Source organism: Undibacterium sp. TJN25, from assembly GCF_049339885.1.
Taxonomy (GTDB): Bacteria; Pseudomonadota; Gammaproteobacteria; order Burkholderiales; family Burkholderiaceae_D; genus Undibacterium.
The window spans coordinates 390,292-406,444 of sequence record NZ_JBMPPM010000003.1; the positions used below are offsets into that span (position 1 = coordinate 390,292).

At 53.9% G+C, this 16,153-nt stretch carries 14 protein-coding genes; 7 read left to right on the forward strand and 7 right to left on the reverse strand.

Annotated elements, in window-relative coordinates:
* Positions 1-25: 25 nt before the first annotated feature.
* Genes ACO0LO_RS08775 through ACO0LO_RS08785 form a run of 3 tightly spaced genes read right to left on the reverse strand, consistent with a single transcriptional unit; the run spans position 26 to position 1,990 of the window.
* Entirely contained in the window at positions 26-898 is an 873-nt protein-coding gene (locus ACO0LO_RS08775) for a hydrolase 1, exosortase A system-associated (RefSeq protein ID WP_422963829.1), read from the reverse strand.
* A gap of 1 nt (position 899) precedes the next feature.
* Positions 900-1,739, reverse strand: coding sequence for a hydrolase 2, exosortase A system-associated (locus ACO0LO_RS08780; protein WP_422963830.1), 840 nt, complete (start codon positions 1,737-1,739; stop codon positions 900-902).
* Complete coding sequence (locus ACO0LO_RS08785; RefSeq protein ID WP_422963831.1) at positions 1,739-1,990, reverse strand: acyl carrier protein; 252 nt, start codon at positions 1,988-1,990, stop codon at positions 1,739-1,741. Before ACO0LO_RS08785 ends, ACO0LO_RS08780 begins: the two co-directional genes overlap by 1 nt.
* 507 nt (positions 1,991-2,497) lie before the next feature.
* On the opposite strand from ACO0LO_RS08785, the gene ACO0LO_RS08790 reads away from it, so the two are divergent.
* From ACO0LO_RS08790 to ACO0LO_RS08810, 5 genes are all read left to right on the forward strand, one after another.
* Positions 2,498-3,097, forward strand: coding sequence for a hypothetical protein (locus ACO0LO_RS08790; RefSeq protein WP_422963832.1), 600 nt, complete (start codon positions 2,498-2,500; stop codon positions 3,095-3,097).
* Positions 3,098-3,143: 46 nt separating this feature from the next.
* On the forward strand, positions 3,144-3,410 hold the full coding sequence (locus ACO0LO_RS08795) for an HPr-rel-A system PqqD family peptide chaperone (RefSeq protein WP_422963833.1): 267 nt from the start codon (positions 3,144-3,146) through the stop codon (positions 3,408-3,410).
* Entirely contained in the window at positions 3,411-4,331 is a 921-nt protein-coding gene (locus tag ACO0LO_RS08800; protein WP_422963834.1) for an HprK-related kinase A, read from the forward strand.
* Positions 4,328-5,407 carry a nucleotidyltransferase domain-containing protein gene (locus tag ACO0LO_RS08805; RefSeq protein WP_422963835.1) on the forward strand — a complete coding sequence of 360 codons (1,080 nt, stop codon included), beginning with the start codon at positions 4,328-4,330 and terminating at the stop codon, positions 5,405-5,407. Before ACO0LO_RS08800 ends, ACO0LO_RS08805 begins: the two co-directional genes overlap by 4 nt.
* 70 nt (positions 5,408-5,477) lie before the next feature.
* Positions 5,478-6,368 (forward strand): transglycosylase SLT domain-containing protein, encoded by an 891-nt coding sequence (locus ACO0LO_RS08810; protein ID WP_422963836.1) that lies wholly within the window; start codon positions 5,478-5,480, stop codon positions 6,366-6,368.
* 15 nt (positions 6,369-6,383) lie between these two features.
* Here ACO0LO_RS08810 and ACO0LO_RS08815 read toward each other — a convergent pair whose 3' ends face one another.
* From ACO0LO_RS08815 to ACO0LO_RS08830, 4 genes are all read right to left on the reverse strand, one after another.
* Positions 6,384-7,646: an N-acyl amino acid synthase FeeM domain-containing protein gene (locus ACO0LO_RS08815; protein ID WP_422963837.1), complete on the reverse strand. Its 1,263-nt coding sequence runs from the start codon at positions 7,644-7,646 to the stop codon at positions 6,384-6,386.
* A gap of 266 nt (positions 7,647-7,912) precedes the next feature.
* The gene (locus tag ACO0LO_RS08820) at positions 7,913-9,232 is read right to left on the reverse strand and encodes an N-acyl amino acid synthase FeeM domain-containing protein (protein ID WP_422963838.1); all 1,320 of its coding nucleotides are present in this window, start codon (positions 9,230-9,232) and stop codon (positions 7,913-7,915) included.
* A 386-nt stretch (positions 9,233-9,618) separates the two neighbouring features.
* A complete protein-coding gene (locus tag ACO0LO_RS08825; protein ID WP_422963839.1) occupies positions 9,619-10,371 on the reverse strand; it encodes a PEP-CTERM sorting domain-containing protein in 753 nt (250 codons plus the stop codon).
* 243 nt (positions 10,372-10,614) lie between these two features.
* The gene (locus ACO0LO_RS08830) at positions 10,615-12,210 is read right to left on the reverse strand and encodes an FAD-binding oxidoreductase (protein WP_422963840.1); all 1,596 of its coding nucleotides are present in this window, start codon (positions 12,208-12,210) and stop codon (positions 10,615-10,617) included.
* Between the two features lie 454 nt (positions 12,211-12,664).
* On the opposite strand from ACO0LO_RS08830, the gene ACO0LO_RS08835 reads away from it, so the two are divergent.
* Both ACO0LO_RS08835 and prsK read left to right on the forward strand, forming a co-directional pair.
* Entirely contained in the window at positions 12,665-14,017 is a 1,353-nt protein-coding gene (locus ACO0LO_RS08835) for a TIGR03013 family XrtA/PEP-CTERM system glycosyltransferase (RefSeq protein WP_422964114.1), read from the forward strand.
* A gap of 49 nt (positions 14,018-14,066) precedes the next feature.
* Entirely contained in the window at positions 14,067-16,148 is a 2,082-nt protein-coding gene (gene prsK, locus ACO0LO_RS08840) for an XrtA/PEP-CTERM system histidine kinase PrsK (RefSeq protein ID WP_422963841.1), read from the forward strand.
* The last annotated feature ends 5 nt before the right edge of the window (positions 16,149-16,153 follow it).

Consider the following 16,153-nt stretch of genomic DNA (forward strand, 5'->3'; position numbering starts at 1 on the left):
GATTTCAAACTGCATTGGGCCCGGCCTATTTTCCGGCGATCCAGTCTGCAGTCCAGCCGGCCACCTGGTCGCGCCAGGCACGGCGGGAAAAGGTATGGTCTGCATCGCCCAGATCATGGCGGCGGATGCGCGGCGACGCCAGCAGTGCTTTCCAGCCGGGAGAAGATGCCGCCACGTCCGAAAATTCTTGCGCTGTGAGGTCGCGGCCGGCGACGATGATTAACACCCGCCCCTGAAAAAGTGCCAGCGCCTGCTGCATCCGGTCTGGCAGGCTGCCGGCCCCCGCATCCGCTTCAGCCGCATCGCCGGCCGCCTCCTGCTTTCTCGGCAGAACAACTTTGCCGATGAGTCCGGCCAGGGACTTGACCGCGGAGGAGAAGTTGAACCTTCCAGACAGGACCTTTTCCCATAATTCGGCTTCCATGAGCCTGCTCTTGTAATAGTGTTTCAGATAAGCCTTGGCTTCACCCTGTTCGGTCCTGACCCATGGATTGAGTAACACCGTTCCTGTCACGCGAGGATCTTGTGGCGCATAGAACAGCGCCGCTGCTGCGGCGTCGCACAGTCCCCACAGCACGACATCATGCAAGCCCGGGGCAGCCGCAAAAAAACAATCCAGCGCAGCACGCACATCCGTATCGATATCCTCAAAAGACGCCGGCTCTCCTTCACTGTCCCCCATGCCGCGGTAATCGAAACGCATCACCGGTATGCCGCGCTCTGCCAGATGCCTGGCGAGCAGCGTGAACTGGCGGTGGCTGCCGGCGCGGTATTGCGGGCCTCCGACAATGACCAGCACGCCAGTGCCGGGAGCCTGGAGCTGATCGGGCATGCTGAGTACGCCGTACAGCGGAGTTTCCTTGCAATGGAAGCTGAGCGCGGTTTCTTTGTATGTCATTCTAGGGACCCTGGAAAATAGCGCCGGTGGCGCTGATCCACTCAGGCGCCACCATGTTGTCCTGCGTAGTCCAGAATGCAGGGCCGCTGACCATGCCTACTGACAGCCGCGCGCCTTTTTGTTCCCACGCATCAGCGATCTTTTTCCTTGCCGGCGACAGTGCGGCATTGGCCTGGCCCGTGCTTTCCAGCCAATGCAAGGAGCTGGCAGGGGCTTCCCAGGCCGCCGCATCCAGCTTGTCGATGGCCGCAGCCAGTTCGGGAGCAATTTCGTAACCGGCGATTTCCACACTCTGGCCGGCAAGCAGCATCTGCCGGATATCCTGGGTACCACCGCCTTTTTGCTCGGCGCCGGTAATCATGTCATTTGCCAGCAGCAGCCTGAAAAACTGGTTCAGGTATTGAGCGCCGTTGAACACCGGTTGCCATAATACGATATTGTCGATTTCGGAGCGCGCGTCGCGCGCGAAATCCAGCGCCAGCAGGGCGCCCAGGCGCAGTCCCCACAGCGAGATAGGCGCCTCGCTGCGCATCATCAGCCAATGCTGCGCGCGGTGCAGATCGTCTTTCCAGCTATCCCATCGGGCATCGGCGAAATCGCCGGCGCTGTCGCCGCAGCCAAACAGGTCCATTTGCAGCACCGCGTATCCCTGCTTCGCGAGCGCGCGGGACTGCATGGCCGCCATGCGCCTGGACTTGTTCATTTCCTCTGCAAATGGATGGACGTAGATGACCGCGCCCACGGGCTCGGCGGAGGAATGGGGCGGGTGATGCAGGCAGAAGCGTGAGCCGGATTCCGTCTCCAGGAAAAATGCTTCGGCCGCCTGCCCCGTGGATGCCATTATTGTTCCAGCTTGCGCTCGACAAACGCTGCCAGGCTGCCCAGCGTTTCAAACGTCTTGCCGTTGATTTCGTCATCATCTATCGCAATGCCGAAATACTCTTCCATCGCAGCGATGACGTTGACAACCGCCATGGAGTCCAGTTCCGTCAAACCGCCTAGCAGCACCGAATCCGCATCCAGTGAATTTTTTTGCGCGCCGAGGTTCAGCGTATCGGCCAACATATTTTTCAGGTCTTCAATAACAGGCATAAAGGAATTCCGGGCAGCAAATAGCAAGCCTGTGCGTTTGCACGCAGTCCAGGTCGCAATCAGAAAATTGACTCAGCGACATCATACCCGAACGCGGCAACAGCCACCACCGGCTGGTAAGGGATGCCCATAAGTAGCTGATTTAACGGAAATTTGCTTTCAAGTCGCAGGACATTCTTTATAATATCTGGATCAAATTCCTATGGGTTTCGCAGCGTTCATATATACTCATGGGAAAGAAAATGCGGGATGACAAAGGAAAATTTAATTAATTGCTTTTTGTTAATGTTTTTCTGTCGGAAATTTTTACGCTTTTTTTTAAAAATGGTGCTCGACAAATTTTTTTCTTGGCCAAAGTCTGTAAGCCATTGATAATTAAAGAGTATTTTTAGGTAGGAGCATCTGGAATGTATCTTGCTTACTCTGAATTGAGAATCGCACACAAATACATAGGAACGCCTGCTCAGGGGTTCTTGGCGGAAATAAAATGCAGGGATGGAGAGCGTCATGACTATTGAAAAACAGCAACACGACGAAAACGAAAAAAATACGCCGCTGGCTGTGGTGGATAAAGCCGCATTCGGCGAGTCGCGCCGTCGCTTTACCAAGGCGGGGATCGCTGCTTCAGGCGTGCTAGTGACGCTGGCTAGCCGGCCTGCGCTGGGCTGTACCGTCGGTGTTTCACCCTCCGTATATTGCTCTGGCAATGTCAGCGGGCACGGCACATCAAATACTAGCAATCCCGGATGTCCTCCCTATTATTGGACTGGCAATTGCGACCATGGTTGGCCGCATTCAATAACACAAAAAACAAAGTTTGAAGAAGTCTTTAAACAATGTAGTAAAACTGGCCGATTTAAAGCACTCTATGGGAAAACGGTACCGCAGGTGTTGCAAGGCGTCAACGGAGATCCATCGAGCTGTGGTAAGAATTTGTTAACTGCGTATATGAATAATGCCGCTGGTAAAGCTCCGTTTTTGTCACAGTTAAATATTACTAACATGTTTTATTCGCTTCAAAATTCTGCAACTTATGTGCCTACCAGCGGTGCTAAAGCGTGGAACATGAACGATGTTAATACTTATCTCGCTGGTACTTGGGATTAAACCAGATCGCAGCAGGCGCATGCGTATATAAAATGACGTCATCGGCATGAAGTGGCAAGCGGCTGCAGGTAGTTCCAAGATGCGGCTCTGGGGCGAAGAGTATGTTATCTACAATGCTCGTTCCGGCGATTCCCATCTGTTAGGCTATATAGCCGGTCAGGTTCTGCTGAAATTGCAAAATCCTTTAGACTCCGGAGCATTAATGGAGCAGCTCTCCGACGATTGGCAGTTTGATTCTGAGCAGGATGCAATTGAACAGATAGCGGCGATACTGGCCGACCTGGATGCATTGGCCCTGATTGAGCGTGCCTGATTGATCGTTTCCTCGCTAAAAACCTCCGAACTCCAAACCAGGCTTAAGGCAGGTCTATTTCTCCGTATTGGGCCGGTAGTGATGGCCATTCAGAGTACTGTCCCCAGTGTTCTTGAAGGCATACGCCTCGTATATGCTGATTATCCTCTGGCATCGGAAGAGTTTGCAGATTTTCACGTCTCCCTAAATCCTCCCGCCGGTATCAGGCGCTGGCTGAAGCCGCAAGCCATGTTTGAGCTGGACGGTGTTTCTCCATTTAAACCCCTGCCTTATAACCAGGCTTTTCCTATGCTGGAGTGGGGGATGAACTGGTGTATCTCCACTCATATGCACGGCTACCTGATGATCCATGCCGCCGTCATGGAGAGGGATGGCTATGCCGCTATCCTGCCGGCTCCCCCAGGTTCGGGTAAAAGCACTCTGTGTGCAACCCTTGTCCACAAAGGCTGGCGCCTGCTGTCGGACGAATTGACGCTGATACGCCTGAGTGATGGTCAAATCATACCGTTGCCGCGGCCGGTTAGCCTAAAAAATGCATCGATTGATATTGTCCGGCAATATATTCCAGGCGCGGTTCTCAGCCCCAAGGTGGACGATACCTTGAAGGGAACGGTGTCACTGATGAAGCCGCCAGGGGATAGCCTGGCGCGGATAGATGAAACCGTGAAGCCTGCGTGGATCGTATTTCCCAAATACCAGGCCGGCTCATCCACGCAACTAGCGCCTATTTCACAGTCGCGCGCTTTCATGCGCGTAGCGGATAATGCGTTCAACTACAGCCTGCTAGGTGCGAGGGGTTTTGAGGCGCTGGCCGGGGTCATCGATAAATCAACCGCGTTTGATTTTACCTACAGCTCGTTGGACGAGGCGATCGACACTTTTGCCACTCTGCCGTTGCCACCAACTGCGAGTACTACATGAGCACGCGTGAGTTGCTATTGGATGCCTTCCGTGCGCCACAAGGCTTGGCAGCATTGGGTCTGCCGTCATGGGATATGCTGCTGCGGCAGGCACGCACGGCGAATTTGCAATCGAGTCTGTACTATCTGCTTGTCGATAGGCGTTTGCTGGAATCGGTGCCGGAACAGGCGCGTCGCCATCTGGAGTGGTCGCACTATCTGGCACAAAGACATACGCAGGCAGTGCTGTGGGAAATCGGCTTTATACAAAAGGCGATGGAGCACGCTGGCCTGCGTCTGGTCATCCTAAAAGGCGCCGCTTATGTGCTGGCAAAACTGCCGCATGCCCGCGGCCGGATTTTTTCCGATATCGATATTATTGTCCCCAAAAAAAATCTGGCTGACGCTGAATCCAGCCTGATGATCCACGGCTGGCACGCAACCCACCATGACGAGTATGATCAGCGCTACTACCGCGAGTGGATGCATGAAATTCCACCGATGGAGCATGCCAAGCGGCAGACCGTGATCGATGTACATCATGCAATCCTACCGGCGACAGCACCCATACACCCGGATTCTGAAAAATTGCTGGCGGCTGCACAGCCGGCTGGCGATGGTGCCAATACATTCATATTTTCACCCGCCGACATGGTGCTGCACAGCGCGGTCCACTTGTTTCATGACGGAGAATACGATCATGGGCTCAGGGACCTGGTCGATATACACGGGTTGCTGACCTATTACGCAGATACGCCAGGCTTTTGGGCGACGCTGACCGAGCGGGCAACATTGCTGGAGCTGACGCGGCCCTTGTTCTATGCGTTGCGCTATGCCGACCTGCTGCTGCACACGCCGGTTCCCGCCGAAGTCGTACTGGCTGCCGACCTCGGCCGCCCCAGGCCGCTGCTGCTGAAACTGATGGACCAGTTATTCACCCGCGCATTGCTGCCGCAGCATCCGAGTTGCGACGACAGGTGGAGCGGCACCGCAAGATGGATACTATACCTGCGCGCGAACTGGCTGCGCATGCCGCCGCTGCTGCTGGCAAGGCATCTGTTCCATAAGGCTTTCCTGTCCCCCAAAGACAAGGAGTAGGCGTGGTCGTTCATCTGCGTTTAGCTGTCGGTGTATGTGCTGTTGCTTACGCATAGCGCGAGAGAAAAATATGGCAAGTTCTGTCCATCTCAACATACTGTCTGGCGCGGTGCTGTCGCTGGCGCTCTTTGTCGGCGCGACTGCCGCCGAGGTCGCGATGCCGGTGCCGGGCAATGACAAGGTGCTGGATGAGTCAGCCGCATTGACCGCGCTAGCCCGCAAATACGAGAACGCAGAGGGTGTTCCTAGGGACTATGGCAGGGCCGTGGAACTGTATTGCGTAGCCGCCAAAAAAGGCTATGCCGACGCGCAGTATTCTTTGGGCTGGATGTATGCCAATGGCCGTGGCGTGCCGCGGAACAATGAAATCGCCGCACAGCTGTTCCAGACTGCGGCCGAGCAGGGACATCCACAGGCAAAAGCACTGACCCAGTTCGTGCCTTCGGAAACCTTGACCCTGCCCACCTGCCTGGTGGAGGAGGTCATCGTCATAGAAGGCCCGCCTGCCAACATCCCGGAAAGCAGCTATCCGAAAGCGATCGCAAAACTGGTGGACAAAGTCGCCCCGCATTACCGTATCGACCCCAAGCTGGTGCTGGCGATCATTTCCGTGGAATCCGGTTTTAATATCAAGGCGGTCTCGCCTAAAAATGCACAGGGCCTGATGCAATTGACGCCGGAAACCGCACAGCGCTTCCGCGTCAAGGACAGTTTCGATGCGGAAGATAATATCAAGGGCGGTGCCGCCTACCTGCAATGGCTGCTGGCGTACTTCAAGGGGAATGTGCCGCTGGTTGCTGCAGCCTATAATGCGGGGGAGCGGGCTGTGGAGAAGTACCACGGCGTGCCGCCATACCTGGAGACAATAGAATACGTCAAAAAGGTCAGCGCCCGTTACGGCAAGACGCGCCACGCTTTCCAGCGCAGCATTACCGAGCCTTCGTCTGTTGTCATGCATTAGCCGGAAAAGGCAGACCTACAGAAAGCTGCTGGCGTTTTCCAGGTCTTTGTGGGTGCTGCCCTGGTACAGCGCAGATACGAAGGTTTTCCAGTTTGTGTCGGGATTTCCCAACGTGAAACCATAAAAATCCTTGCCTATGCTGCGTACCGCTTCCACCTGCAGGTAGGAAATATCCGCCTTGCCCAGCTTTACCATCACGTCGCCCCAGATCTGCAGCGGAATAGGCGCGCTGATGCTGGCCATGAAGCCGGATGACGAAACCTGCACGACGTCGATATCCACTTTCCTGATCGCACCGTCATTGGCCCGGATGGTCAGCTGGCCGGGGCAGCGCATGGAAAAACGCTCATGCCGGCGTATGGGGTCGTGCGGCCGCGTGCTGGTCAGTTTAGGCAGCACATGCAGATATTCGGGGATATCATAGATGGAGTGCAGCAGCAATTTTTGTCGCTCGCCCAGATTGGCAAATACCTTGGTACGCTGGTTGAAAAAATGGTCCAGCAACTCCGGCGTCAACACCGGATCGTTGGTGGTGTAGTAGCGGCGCTGCGGCAAAGTGATATTCGGCATTTTCAACCGGATGAAGTATTCGTACAGATTCCTGTTCGGCGGCCTGGATCCATAGTGTTTCTTCATGATCCCGGGGATATACTTCAAATCCAGCCAGGCGCCGACAGCAGGCGCGCCGTTGACGAAATCGTAGTTCTTGACAGGCTGCGCGGTCAATCGCTTGAAGAACAGCAGCGACTCATACATCTCTATATGGTTGGGATTGACGGCGATGACCAGATGGCGCGTGTCGAAAAAGGTCGTGCAGTAGTCATACATGAACTTCATCAGTGGAAACAGGATGCTGCCACCGGTCTTGCGAAAGCGCCTGTGTACGGCCAGCGCCGATACTTCCGCGATATTGCCTTCGTGCTTGCGCACCTCGGTCAGGTCAAACACATTTTGCAAAGGGAAGCCCATCGCGCTTTCCCTGATCAGGGACAGTGTACCGACGACTTCGCCGTTATATTTTGCGCACAGCGTCGTCGTGGTAGGTAGTGCATGGTAAGGCGTAACCCGCATACCAGAGGGATCGGGTTTCATGAAGCCGCTGCCAACGTAAGCATCGTGCAGCAAAGCGAAGCAGGCTTCGAGTTCTTCCTGTGTTTCCGCAATTTTCAGAACCAGTTCCGGTCCGGGGGAGGGATCGCACCGCGCGAAAGAGCGGTAAAGCGCAAATTTCCTGGAGCGCGGTAGCACGCCGAACAGCTTTCTTGCCGTTATGTGCACGTGCTTTCTAAGGCTTGATATGCCTTTTTTAATCACTGGTCTCAACCCCGATAACAGCCGGGCTTCCAATCATTCAATGACCGGAATGCAGGCTAACAACGACAAAACAATACTGCTCGAATAATTCGGCAAACTCCAAAAATAAACACCACGTTTGCACGTTACAGCAGATTTTTGGTTCGCCATTATTGCATGTAAATTCCCGCAGTTACCGCAGCCGTTCAAAGTCAGCGCGCAACAAAGTGCAAGGTCTGTAACAAATTGCCCTAGGCCAATTTTATGTCGGCAACGAATCTTGTCGGCTCATTCAGGTCACGATGTGTCGTGCCCGAATAGATGGCGTTGACAAAGGTGCGCCAGATAGAATCCGCTTGGCCTAAGTGAAAACCGTAAAACCCTTTTCCGATATCGCGGACTGCCTCTACCTGCAGGTGGGAGATCTCTGTCTTACCCAGCCACACCGTAGCTTTAAGCGACACCTGCATGGGAATCGGTTTCAAGGCGCGAGCCTGAAATCCTTCCAGCGACACTTCTACTACATCGATGTCTATGTTTTCCAAACCATTGTTGACGATCTCCACAGTCAGTTGGCCTGGGCATTTCATCGAATAGCGTTCATGTCGCCTGACGCTGACATCCATGCTCTTCGTCGTTAGCGCGGGCAACACAGGGATATATTCAACGATGTCGTAAATGGTATGCAGTAACACTTTCTCGCGCTCACTCAGGTTGGCAAACCCCTTGGTGCGCTGGTTGAAAAAGTGATCCAGCAACTCCGGTGTCAGGACCGGATCATTCGTTGTGTAATAACGCCGTTCGGGTAGTTTGATATTGGCCAGCTTTACTTGCGTGAAGTAGGCATACAGATTGCGTTGCGGCGGCTTGGAAGAGTAGGCCTTCTTCATGATCTCGGGTGCAAACTTCAGATCCAGCCAGGCGCCTACCGCCGGCGCACCGTTGACGAAATCATAGTTGTCCACCGGCGTAGCGGTCAGGCGCTTGAAAAACAGCAGCGATTCATACATCTCTATATGATAAGGATTGACAGCGATGACCAGATGCCTGGTATCAAAGAAGGTCGTGCAATATTCATACATGAATTTCATCAGCGGAAACAGGATACTGCCGCCGGTCTTGCGAAATTTTCTGTGCACTGCCAGTGCGGAAACCTCAGCAATATTGCCTTCGTGTTTGCGCACATCCGTCAGGTCGAAGATTTTTTGCAGTGGAAATCCTAGTGCGCTCTCCCTGATCAGCGACAAAGTGCCGACGACCTGGCCATCATACTTTGCGCACAAAGTGGTCGTGGTTGGCAGCGCATGGTACAAGGTAACCCGCATGCCCGAAGGATCCGGTTTCATGAAGCCGCTGCCGACATAGGCATCGTGCAGTAAGGCGAAACAGGCTTCCAGTTCTTCCTGGGTTTCTGCTATTTTCAGTACCAGGCGCTCAGTCGGCGCAGGATTGCACTCAACGAAAGAACGGTACACCGCAAATTTCCCGGTCTTCGGCAGAAAGCTGATCATTTTTCTGATTGCTTCATGCATCAGCTTGCGCGTGTTTTTCACGAGTCGGTTATTTGCCATTGTTCTCTCCGGAGGCAGGTAGACATCGCGCAAATGATGGAGCAAATCGACCAACACTTCTTGCGGACGCCAGTATCATTATTATACGAAGTTAGAACGAACATTGTGTGACAGCAAGAAACATTACTTGAATGTTTGCGCTTAATACTAACAAAAAACTGGTGGAACAAAATCTCTTCAACGATTTACTTTGCGCAGATGGAGCATACCTGGCAGCGCATCGAGCCAATGCTTAAACAACTGATCATACTGCGGATTCAGAAGATTGATCGAAATGCGAAACGGCATCCTGTAGCGATGCCGGATTATTTGTTTTTTTGTGCCGACAAATAAAAAAGGCCCTGCATTGCAGGGCCCTTACAGATGCTAGGAAAAACCCTGGCAAATTATTTTGAAGCTTGACGACGACGCAGAGCGCCGGCTGCCAACAGGCCCAGACCTACCAAAGCCATGGAGCCTGGTTCTGGGATGCTGTTTCCTTGGAATGTGCCCGAACCGACTGAAAACAGTGGGCTCGATGGAGTATCTGGAGTACCTGGGAACGAAGTAAAAGTATTAGAGAAAGAGAAGTCAGCACCGTCTTGCTTGGTGTTTGTGTTCAGATAAGCAGAACCTGCGCCCCCAGTAACATCCCACAGTCCTGAGCCAAACAGGAAGCTAGGGAAGAAATTGGAGCCTGTCAAAGTTACGCCATTGATAGCATGACCTTCCAATGTCAACCACAGATCGCCACCTGTGTTGCCAGCATTCAAAGACAATGGATCATTTGGGTTCAAGTCATTGTCATGATGAACAAAAATGTTGATTTGGCCGCCTTGATATGCGATTTGTGTACCATTGCCTGTAGGGCTAGGCAAAACGCCGCCGCTTACTGGAGTGTAGCCAGAGTATTGCACAGTCAGTTGGCAACCTGGGCAAAATGAACTAGCACCTTGTCCGTTTAATGATGTGATAACACCAAAACCGCTCAATGCGCCGGAAGATGGATCAATTGTCTCAGTCAGCGTTACGTTGATACCTGTAAAGTCTGCGCCTGCATTCCAGATTACGCCATCAACATTGACTGGGCTAGCGAATGCAGCACCGGAAAATACCAACGCTGTCGCGGCACCAAATATTGCTTTTTTCAGAAAATTCATTTTATTCTCCTAGAGTTAAGTTTTACTTCGCTTTAGACGACTCCGAGAGTCTCTTGCCTTGGTATAAAGCAGGGAGTGTGCCAGGACTAGAGAATTTTTATTAAGCCTTTGAAAATAAAGGAAAAATATTAATATCTATAGAGCGGAGCAAGCTTTTTTTTACGTAACACTTACTGTAGTGTAAAAAAAGTCGACATGCGAGTTGATGCAAAAAATTTCATTATGACAATAAGTTGTGGGTGTTCAGCTATACCGCCCGGGTGCCAGGATATTTGCCGGATCAAGATGATTCTTCAATTTGCTGTGAAAACGATGCGCATGATCCTGCAAGGACGCCAGATGCTCCATGGAATGTATTCCTACCCTGTAGGGGAAAACGCCTAATGACCGGCCCGTTTCCAGCAAATCCTGGTAGCAGCGCTCAGCATTTTGCTGCGCCTCGGCGCTCTCTTTCTCAAAAATGATAGGTACCGTACTGTCGAAAACACGGTCGCTGATGGAAGTCAGGGTGATCAGGGGCTCTATTCCATGTTTTTTTGTTACTTCTTTCACCATTTCCACATACGCCCTGATTCCCGCTGGACGCATGGGCACCAGTGGCGCATACCAGATCAATCCGCAGCCGTCCGCGGCGGGGTTGCGCAATGCGCCAGCCGGGGGATTCGGATTGCGCCAGTACGCCAACGGTAAGGCAGTTTCATTCGGCCGTCCCGCCACTAATTGCAGGGATTTCGCCAGTGTGCCCACCGTCCGTGACAGCCGTTTCGCGCCTGTGCCCGGCAGATGGCCGACCAGGCTGGCCAGCGTGCCGGCACGCTCGGGGCTGATAAACAACAGCCGGCTGGCGATGCCCGACAAAGCCGTGCGTATCTCTTTCTGTGCCGCAGCCACCATGCGATTACTGCCGTACAGCGTGCCAAAGCCGGTCCAGGGTGCAAGCTGGTATTGCCCCCCCATTTTCTGGATCACTTCAGCCGGGATCATGCCATCGGCACCCAGTCTGTCTTGCGGAAAGGGCGCAGCCATCGCCAATGTCCTGTGCTGGTTCATCAGATTGATGCCGCCGACGGTGCCGGGCAATATCGACAATATGTTCCGTATGCGTTCAACGGCTGGTTCCAGCAGGCTGTCGTCTTTCAGACTGAACAGGCAGGCCTTGATGCATTCCGGCCTGCGCGCCAATGCAATGCTCATTTGGGTGACCACGCCAAAGCCGCTCTGGGTGAACAAGCCGGTTGACGCAGGGCCGATACCGCCTTTGAACAGGCGCGCAAGGTCATCGCCGCCGGCCTCGCGCAGAGCGGTGCGGTAGAGTGAGCCATCCGCCAGTACGGCTTCCAGGTCGGTCACGGCGCCAAAGTGGTCTGTATAAGGAGTGATGCCATACCCGCGCTCCAGCGCATTGCCCACCAGACTGCAGGTGGGGCCGGCACCTGTGACAGGTACCAAAAAGGAATGGCCGCCGTGGTCCAGAAATTCTGCCAGCATGCCCTGTGTCACTCCGGGTTCCAGCGTGACGACGCCAAGCTCTGCATCAAAGCCCAGAATTTTTGTCAGGCGTGACAAATCCAGGATCATGCAATGGTCGCGGGCCGGCAACGAGCTCCCATATCCCCAGTTTTTGCCGGTACTGATGGGATAGACCGGCACGCCGTGCCGGCTGGCAATGCGCAGCACTTCTGGCAGCAGTTTGCTATTGTTGATGAGCAAGGCCCCCGGCAGTGCGCGGGTGATGCCATTGGTATCCGCTCCGTACGTTTGCTGTGTCGCCTGTGCGTTGAGCACCTGGTGAGCGCCTAGCAGATTTGTCCAGTCGGAGAGTGCCGCCTCGAATGTCATAGGTAACTCCTGTTACTTGCTGTGGCACGCCTCTTGCATCGCTTATCAATTAAGTGCTTAGCGAACTTCATTTACACGTGGGCGTGTGCCGTCTGTTCGGTGCGGGTCGGCTGTTTGGGTGGTACGCGGGCCTCCCGTCGCATCGAAGTATATTGCAGAACGATAAATTCTTCTTGGCAAGTAATCTGATCGAAATTTTTAAAGGAATACGGCGCAAAATTGTCGTGAGGAAATAAACGCGGAAAGCGGGCTCCAATTCGCACTTCTTGTGTCAATACAGCCCACATCTACGGGCAGAATGCCTAATTATGGTCCGAAATAGGTTTAGTGTCTTATTGGAATGTAGTATCCTCCGTTGAATGTTTTTTTATTGAATAATCTTGCTGTTTTTCAGTTATTTGGAGAATTGATTTTGCGGATCGCCAATCACCATGTTTCACGGATTACGGCTGTTTTGCTTCTCGTTGAGTTTGCCATCGCAGTTGCTGCTGTATACATGGGTGCAATGCTCCGTTTTTTTGATCAGCATTCTCTCTTTCTTCCTCAAGCTGACAAGTTCCTGTTATCGGCGATTGCTTTTGCGGGCGCAATCGTTTTCAGCATGAGTGCACTGGGTATGTACCAGATTAATTATCGCGAAGGCTTGCGAAATACCTTTTTGCGCCTGATGCCTTCGTTTGCCTTGGGCTTCGGCATCATCACTCTGGTGTTCTACCTGGTGCCGGACTTGTACTTCGGCCGCGGCATCCTGGGTCTGGTGATGATTTTTGCCGCCGTGATGATCTTGGCAGCCAGGGTGCTGATTTTTAAATTCTCGGAAGTAGGCTTGCTGAAGTCCCGTATCCTGTTTCTTGGCAGCGGCGCACTGGCGCTGGAGTGTCGTGAAACAGCGATCAATAATATTGCCTATCACCAATACGACATCGTCGGCTTTGTCCCCCTGGCCGGCGAAGAGCGCAAGGTGCCGGAAGAGTCCCTGGTTCCGCAAACAGAAAATCTCGCTGTCATGGCCAAGCGTCTCAATGTCGGTGAAATCGTTGTATCGGTGCAAAACCGGCGCGGTGGCCAGTTTCCCTTGCAAGAATTGCTGGATTGCAAGCTGATAGGCGTCAAAGTGATTGATGCTGCCACTTTCATTGAACGTGAAGCCTGCCAGATCCGGGTCGAATCGTTGCAGCCCGGCTGGCTGGTCTTTGGCGACGGCTTTAATCAAAGTTTTCTACGTAAATTCGGCAAGCAAGCTTTCGATATGCTGGTCAGTGCGCTGATTTTTGCCGTGACGTTGCCCATCATGCTGATAACGGCACTGCTCATCTTCATTGAAGACCAAGGCCCCATCTTTTACAAGCAGGAGAGGGTAGGCAAGAACGGCCGTACCTATATGGTGCTCAAATTCCGCAGCATGGGCAGTGATGCTGAAAAATCCGGCAAGCCGCAATGGGCTACCAGCAACGATCCGCGCGTCACACGCATAGGCAAGATCATCCGCAAGCTGCGTATTGATGAGTTGCCCCAGATTATCAATGTGCTCAAAGGCGAGATGAGCTTTGTCGGCCCGCGCCCGGAACGTCCTTTTTTCGTAGACCAGTTGTGCAAGGAAGTGCCGTTCTACAATATGCGACACAGCATTAAGCCTGGCATTACCGGCATGGCGCAAGTCAGATACGCCTATGGCGCATCGGTGGAAGACTCTGTACAAAAGCTGCAGTACGATTTGTACTACGTCAAAAACAATAGCCTGTTCCTGGATGCACTGATCCTGATAGAAACCGTGCAAGTCGTCCTGCTCGGCAAAGGCGCTCGATGAAACCTGCTGACCAAGCTATTTTCATGGAGCGTCGCACGGTTCGCCCGTCATGCTGAGCAGCATCGCGCTTCTCAGTTATTCGCTGGCGGCGCTGGCATTCCTGCTATTGTCCGTCATGCTGTTCACCAAATGGCGGGGGCGCCTGCACTGGTTGTCGATCACCGTCGCCAGCATGGTTTCCACGGTGTGGGCCGCGGTACTGGCATTTCACATCTCCCGCGCCATTGCGCCGGGTTTGCTGGTCAATACACTGGAAGTGCTCAAAGGCGCCAGCTGGGTTGTCTTCCTGTTGATGCTGCTGCGTCCGGGCGAACAAGCCGACAGTAGCGTGCTGCCTGGCATGCGCGCCTACGCAAAGGCGATCCTCGCCTTTCTATGCGTGCTGGTGCTGGCCACCATGTACGTCAGTTTCCCCGCGTTGACAACTCCGGGCATGTCCGTCGCCGTCAATACGCTGGGCCGCGTGGCGTTGGCAGTCATCGGCATGCTGCTGGTCGAGCAGCTGTTCAGGAGCACATCGGAAAAAGGGCGCTGGAGCATCAAGTTCGCCTGCCTGGGTATCGCCGGCCTGTTCATTTACGACTTTTACCTGTACAGCGATGCGATGATGTTCCGCGTCATCAATGTAGAGATATGGGCCGCACGCGGCCTGGTCGATGCGCTCACGGTTCCGCTGCTGGCCATTTCTCTGGCTAGAAACCCTAAATGGTCGCTGGGCATGCAGGTGTCTCGCCGTATCCTGTTCCATTCTGCCACGCTGTTTGGTTCCGCCGTCTATCTGCTGATCATGGCTGCCGCCGGTTATTATCTGCGCTTCTTCGGCGGCGACTGGGGCTCGGTGCTACAGCTGGCTTTCCTGTTCGGTGCCGCTATTGTGCTGGTGATATTGCTGTTTTCCGGTTCGGTACGCTCGTGGCTGAAAGTCTTCATCAGCAAGCACTTCTATAGTTATAACTACGATTACCGGGAAGAGTGGATACGCTTCACGCGCATCCTGTCCGGCAGCGGTCCCGGTTTGGGAGAGCGGGCTATCAAAGCGGTAGCCGCGCTGGTGGAAAGCCCCGGTGGCATGCTGTTCGTCCTCAAGGAGTCCGGCAATTTCGAACCGGCGGTCCAGTGGAACATGGAAGAATCCGCGGCGCAGCCCGAACCGCTTAGCAGCCCGTTCAGTATCTTCTTGCAAGAGAAACAATGGGTCATAGATCTGCAGGATTGCCAGATCCACCCGGATAAATACGATGGCTTGCAGATACCGGAGTGGCTGTTAAATGTCGTCAGGGGCTGGCTGGTGCTGCCGCTGGTGTTCCAGGGCCGCCTGTTCGGGTTTATCGTACTGGAGCAGGCCCGGAGCCGGCTGGAGCTGAACTGGGAGGTGCTGGATTTGCTGAAGATCGCCGGCAGCCAGGCCGCCAGCTACCTCGCGCAGCAGGAATCCGCGAACGCGCTGATGGTGGCCCGCCAGTTCGAATCCTTCAACCGCATGTCCACCTTCATGGTGCACGACCTGAAAAACCTGGTCGCGCAGCTGTCTTTACTGCTCGCCAATGCGGAAAAGCATAAAGACAACCCCGAATTCCAGAAAGACATGGTCGATACCATCGACAACTCGGTGCAGAAAATGAAAGTGCTGCTGCAGAAGCTGGCGCGCGGATTCGATGCCGAAAAATCACAATCGCTGAAGCTGGATGAACTGCTGCAGGAGGCCGTGGAGTCCAAGTCCCCCTATGAGCCGAAGCCGGTGCTGCAGATCAGGGACCCCGGCATCGCCGTCATCGCCAACTGGGAGCGGCTGGAAAGGGTAATCGGGCATATCATACAAAATGCGGTGGAGGCCACGCCGCGCGACGGCGAAGTCAGGGTTTCTCTGGCCAAGCAAGGCGGCAGCGCCGTAGTGGAAATTGAGGACAACGGTGTCGGCATGAGCGAAGAATTCATCCGCGACAAGCTGTTCAGCCCCTTTGAATCCACCAAACTGGCTGGCATGGGTATAGGCGTCTTTGAAACCAAAGAGTATATTCAGGAATTAGGCGGCAAGCTGGAAGTCAGCAGCCGCCCTTCGATGGGCACCCGTTTCACCATTACTTTGCCTCTGCACAGCAGGGAAGAGCGCGCCGCCGTCAAGGCAAATTAAAGCAA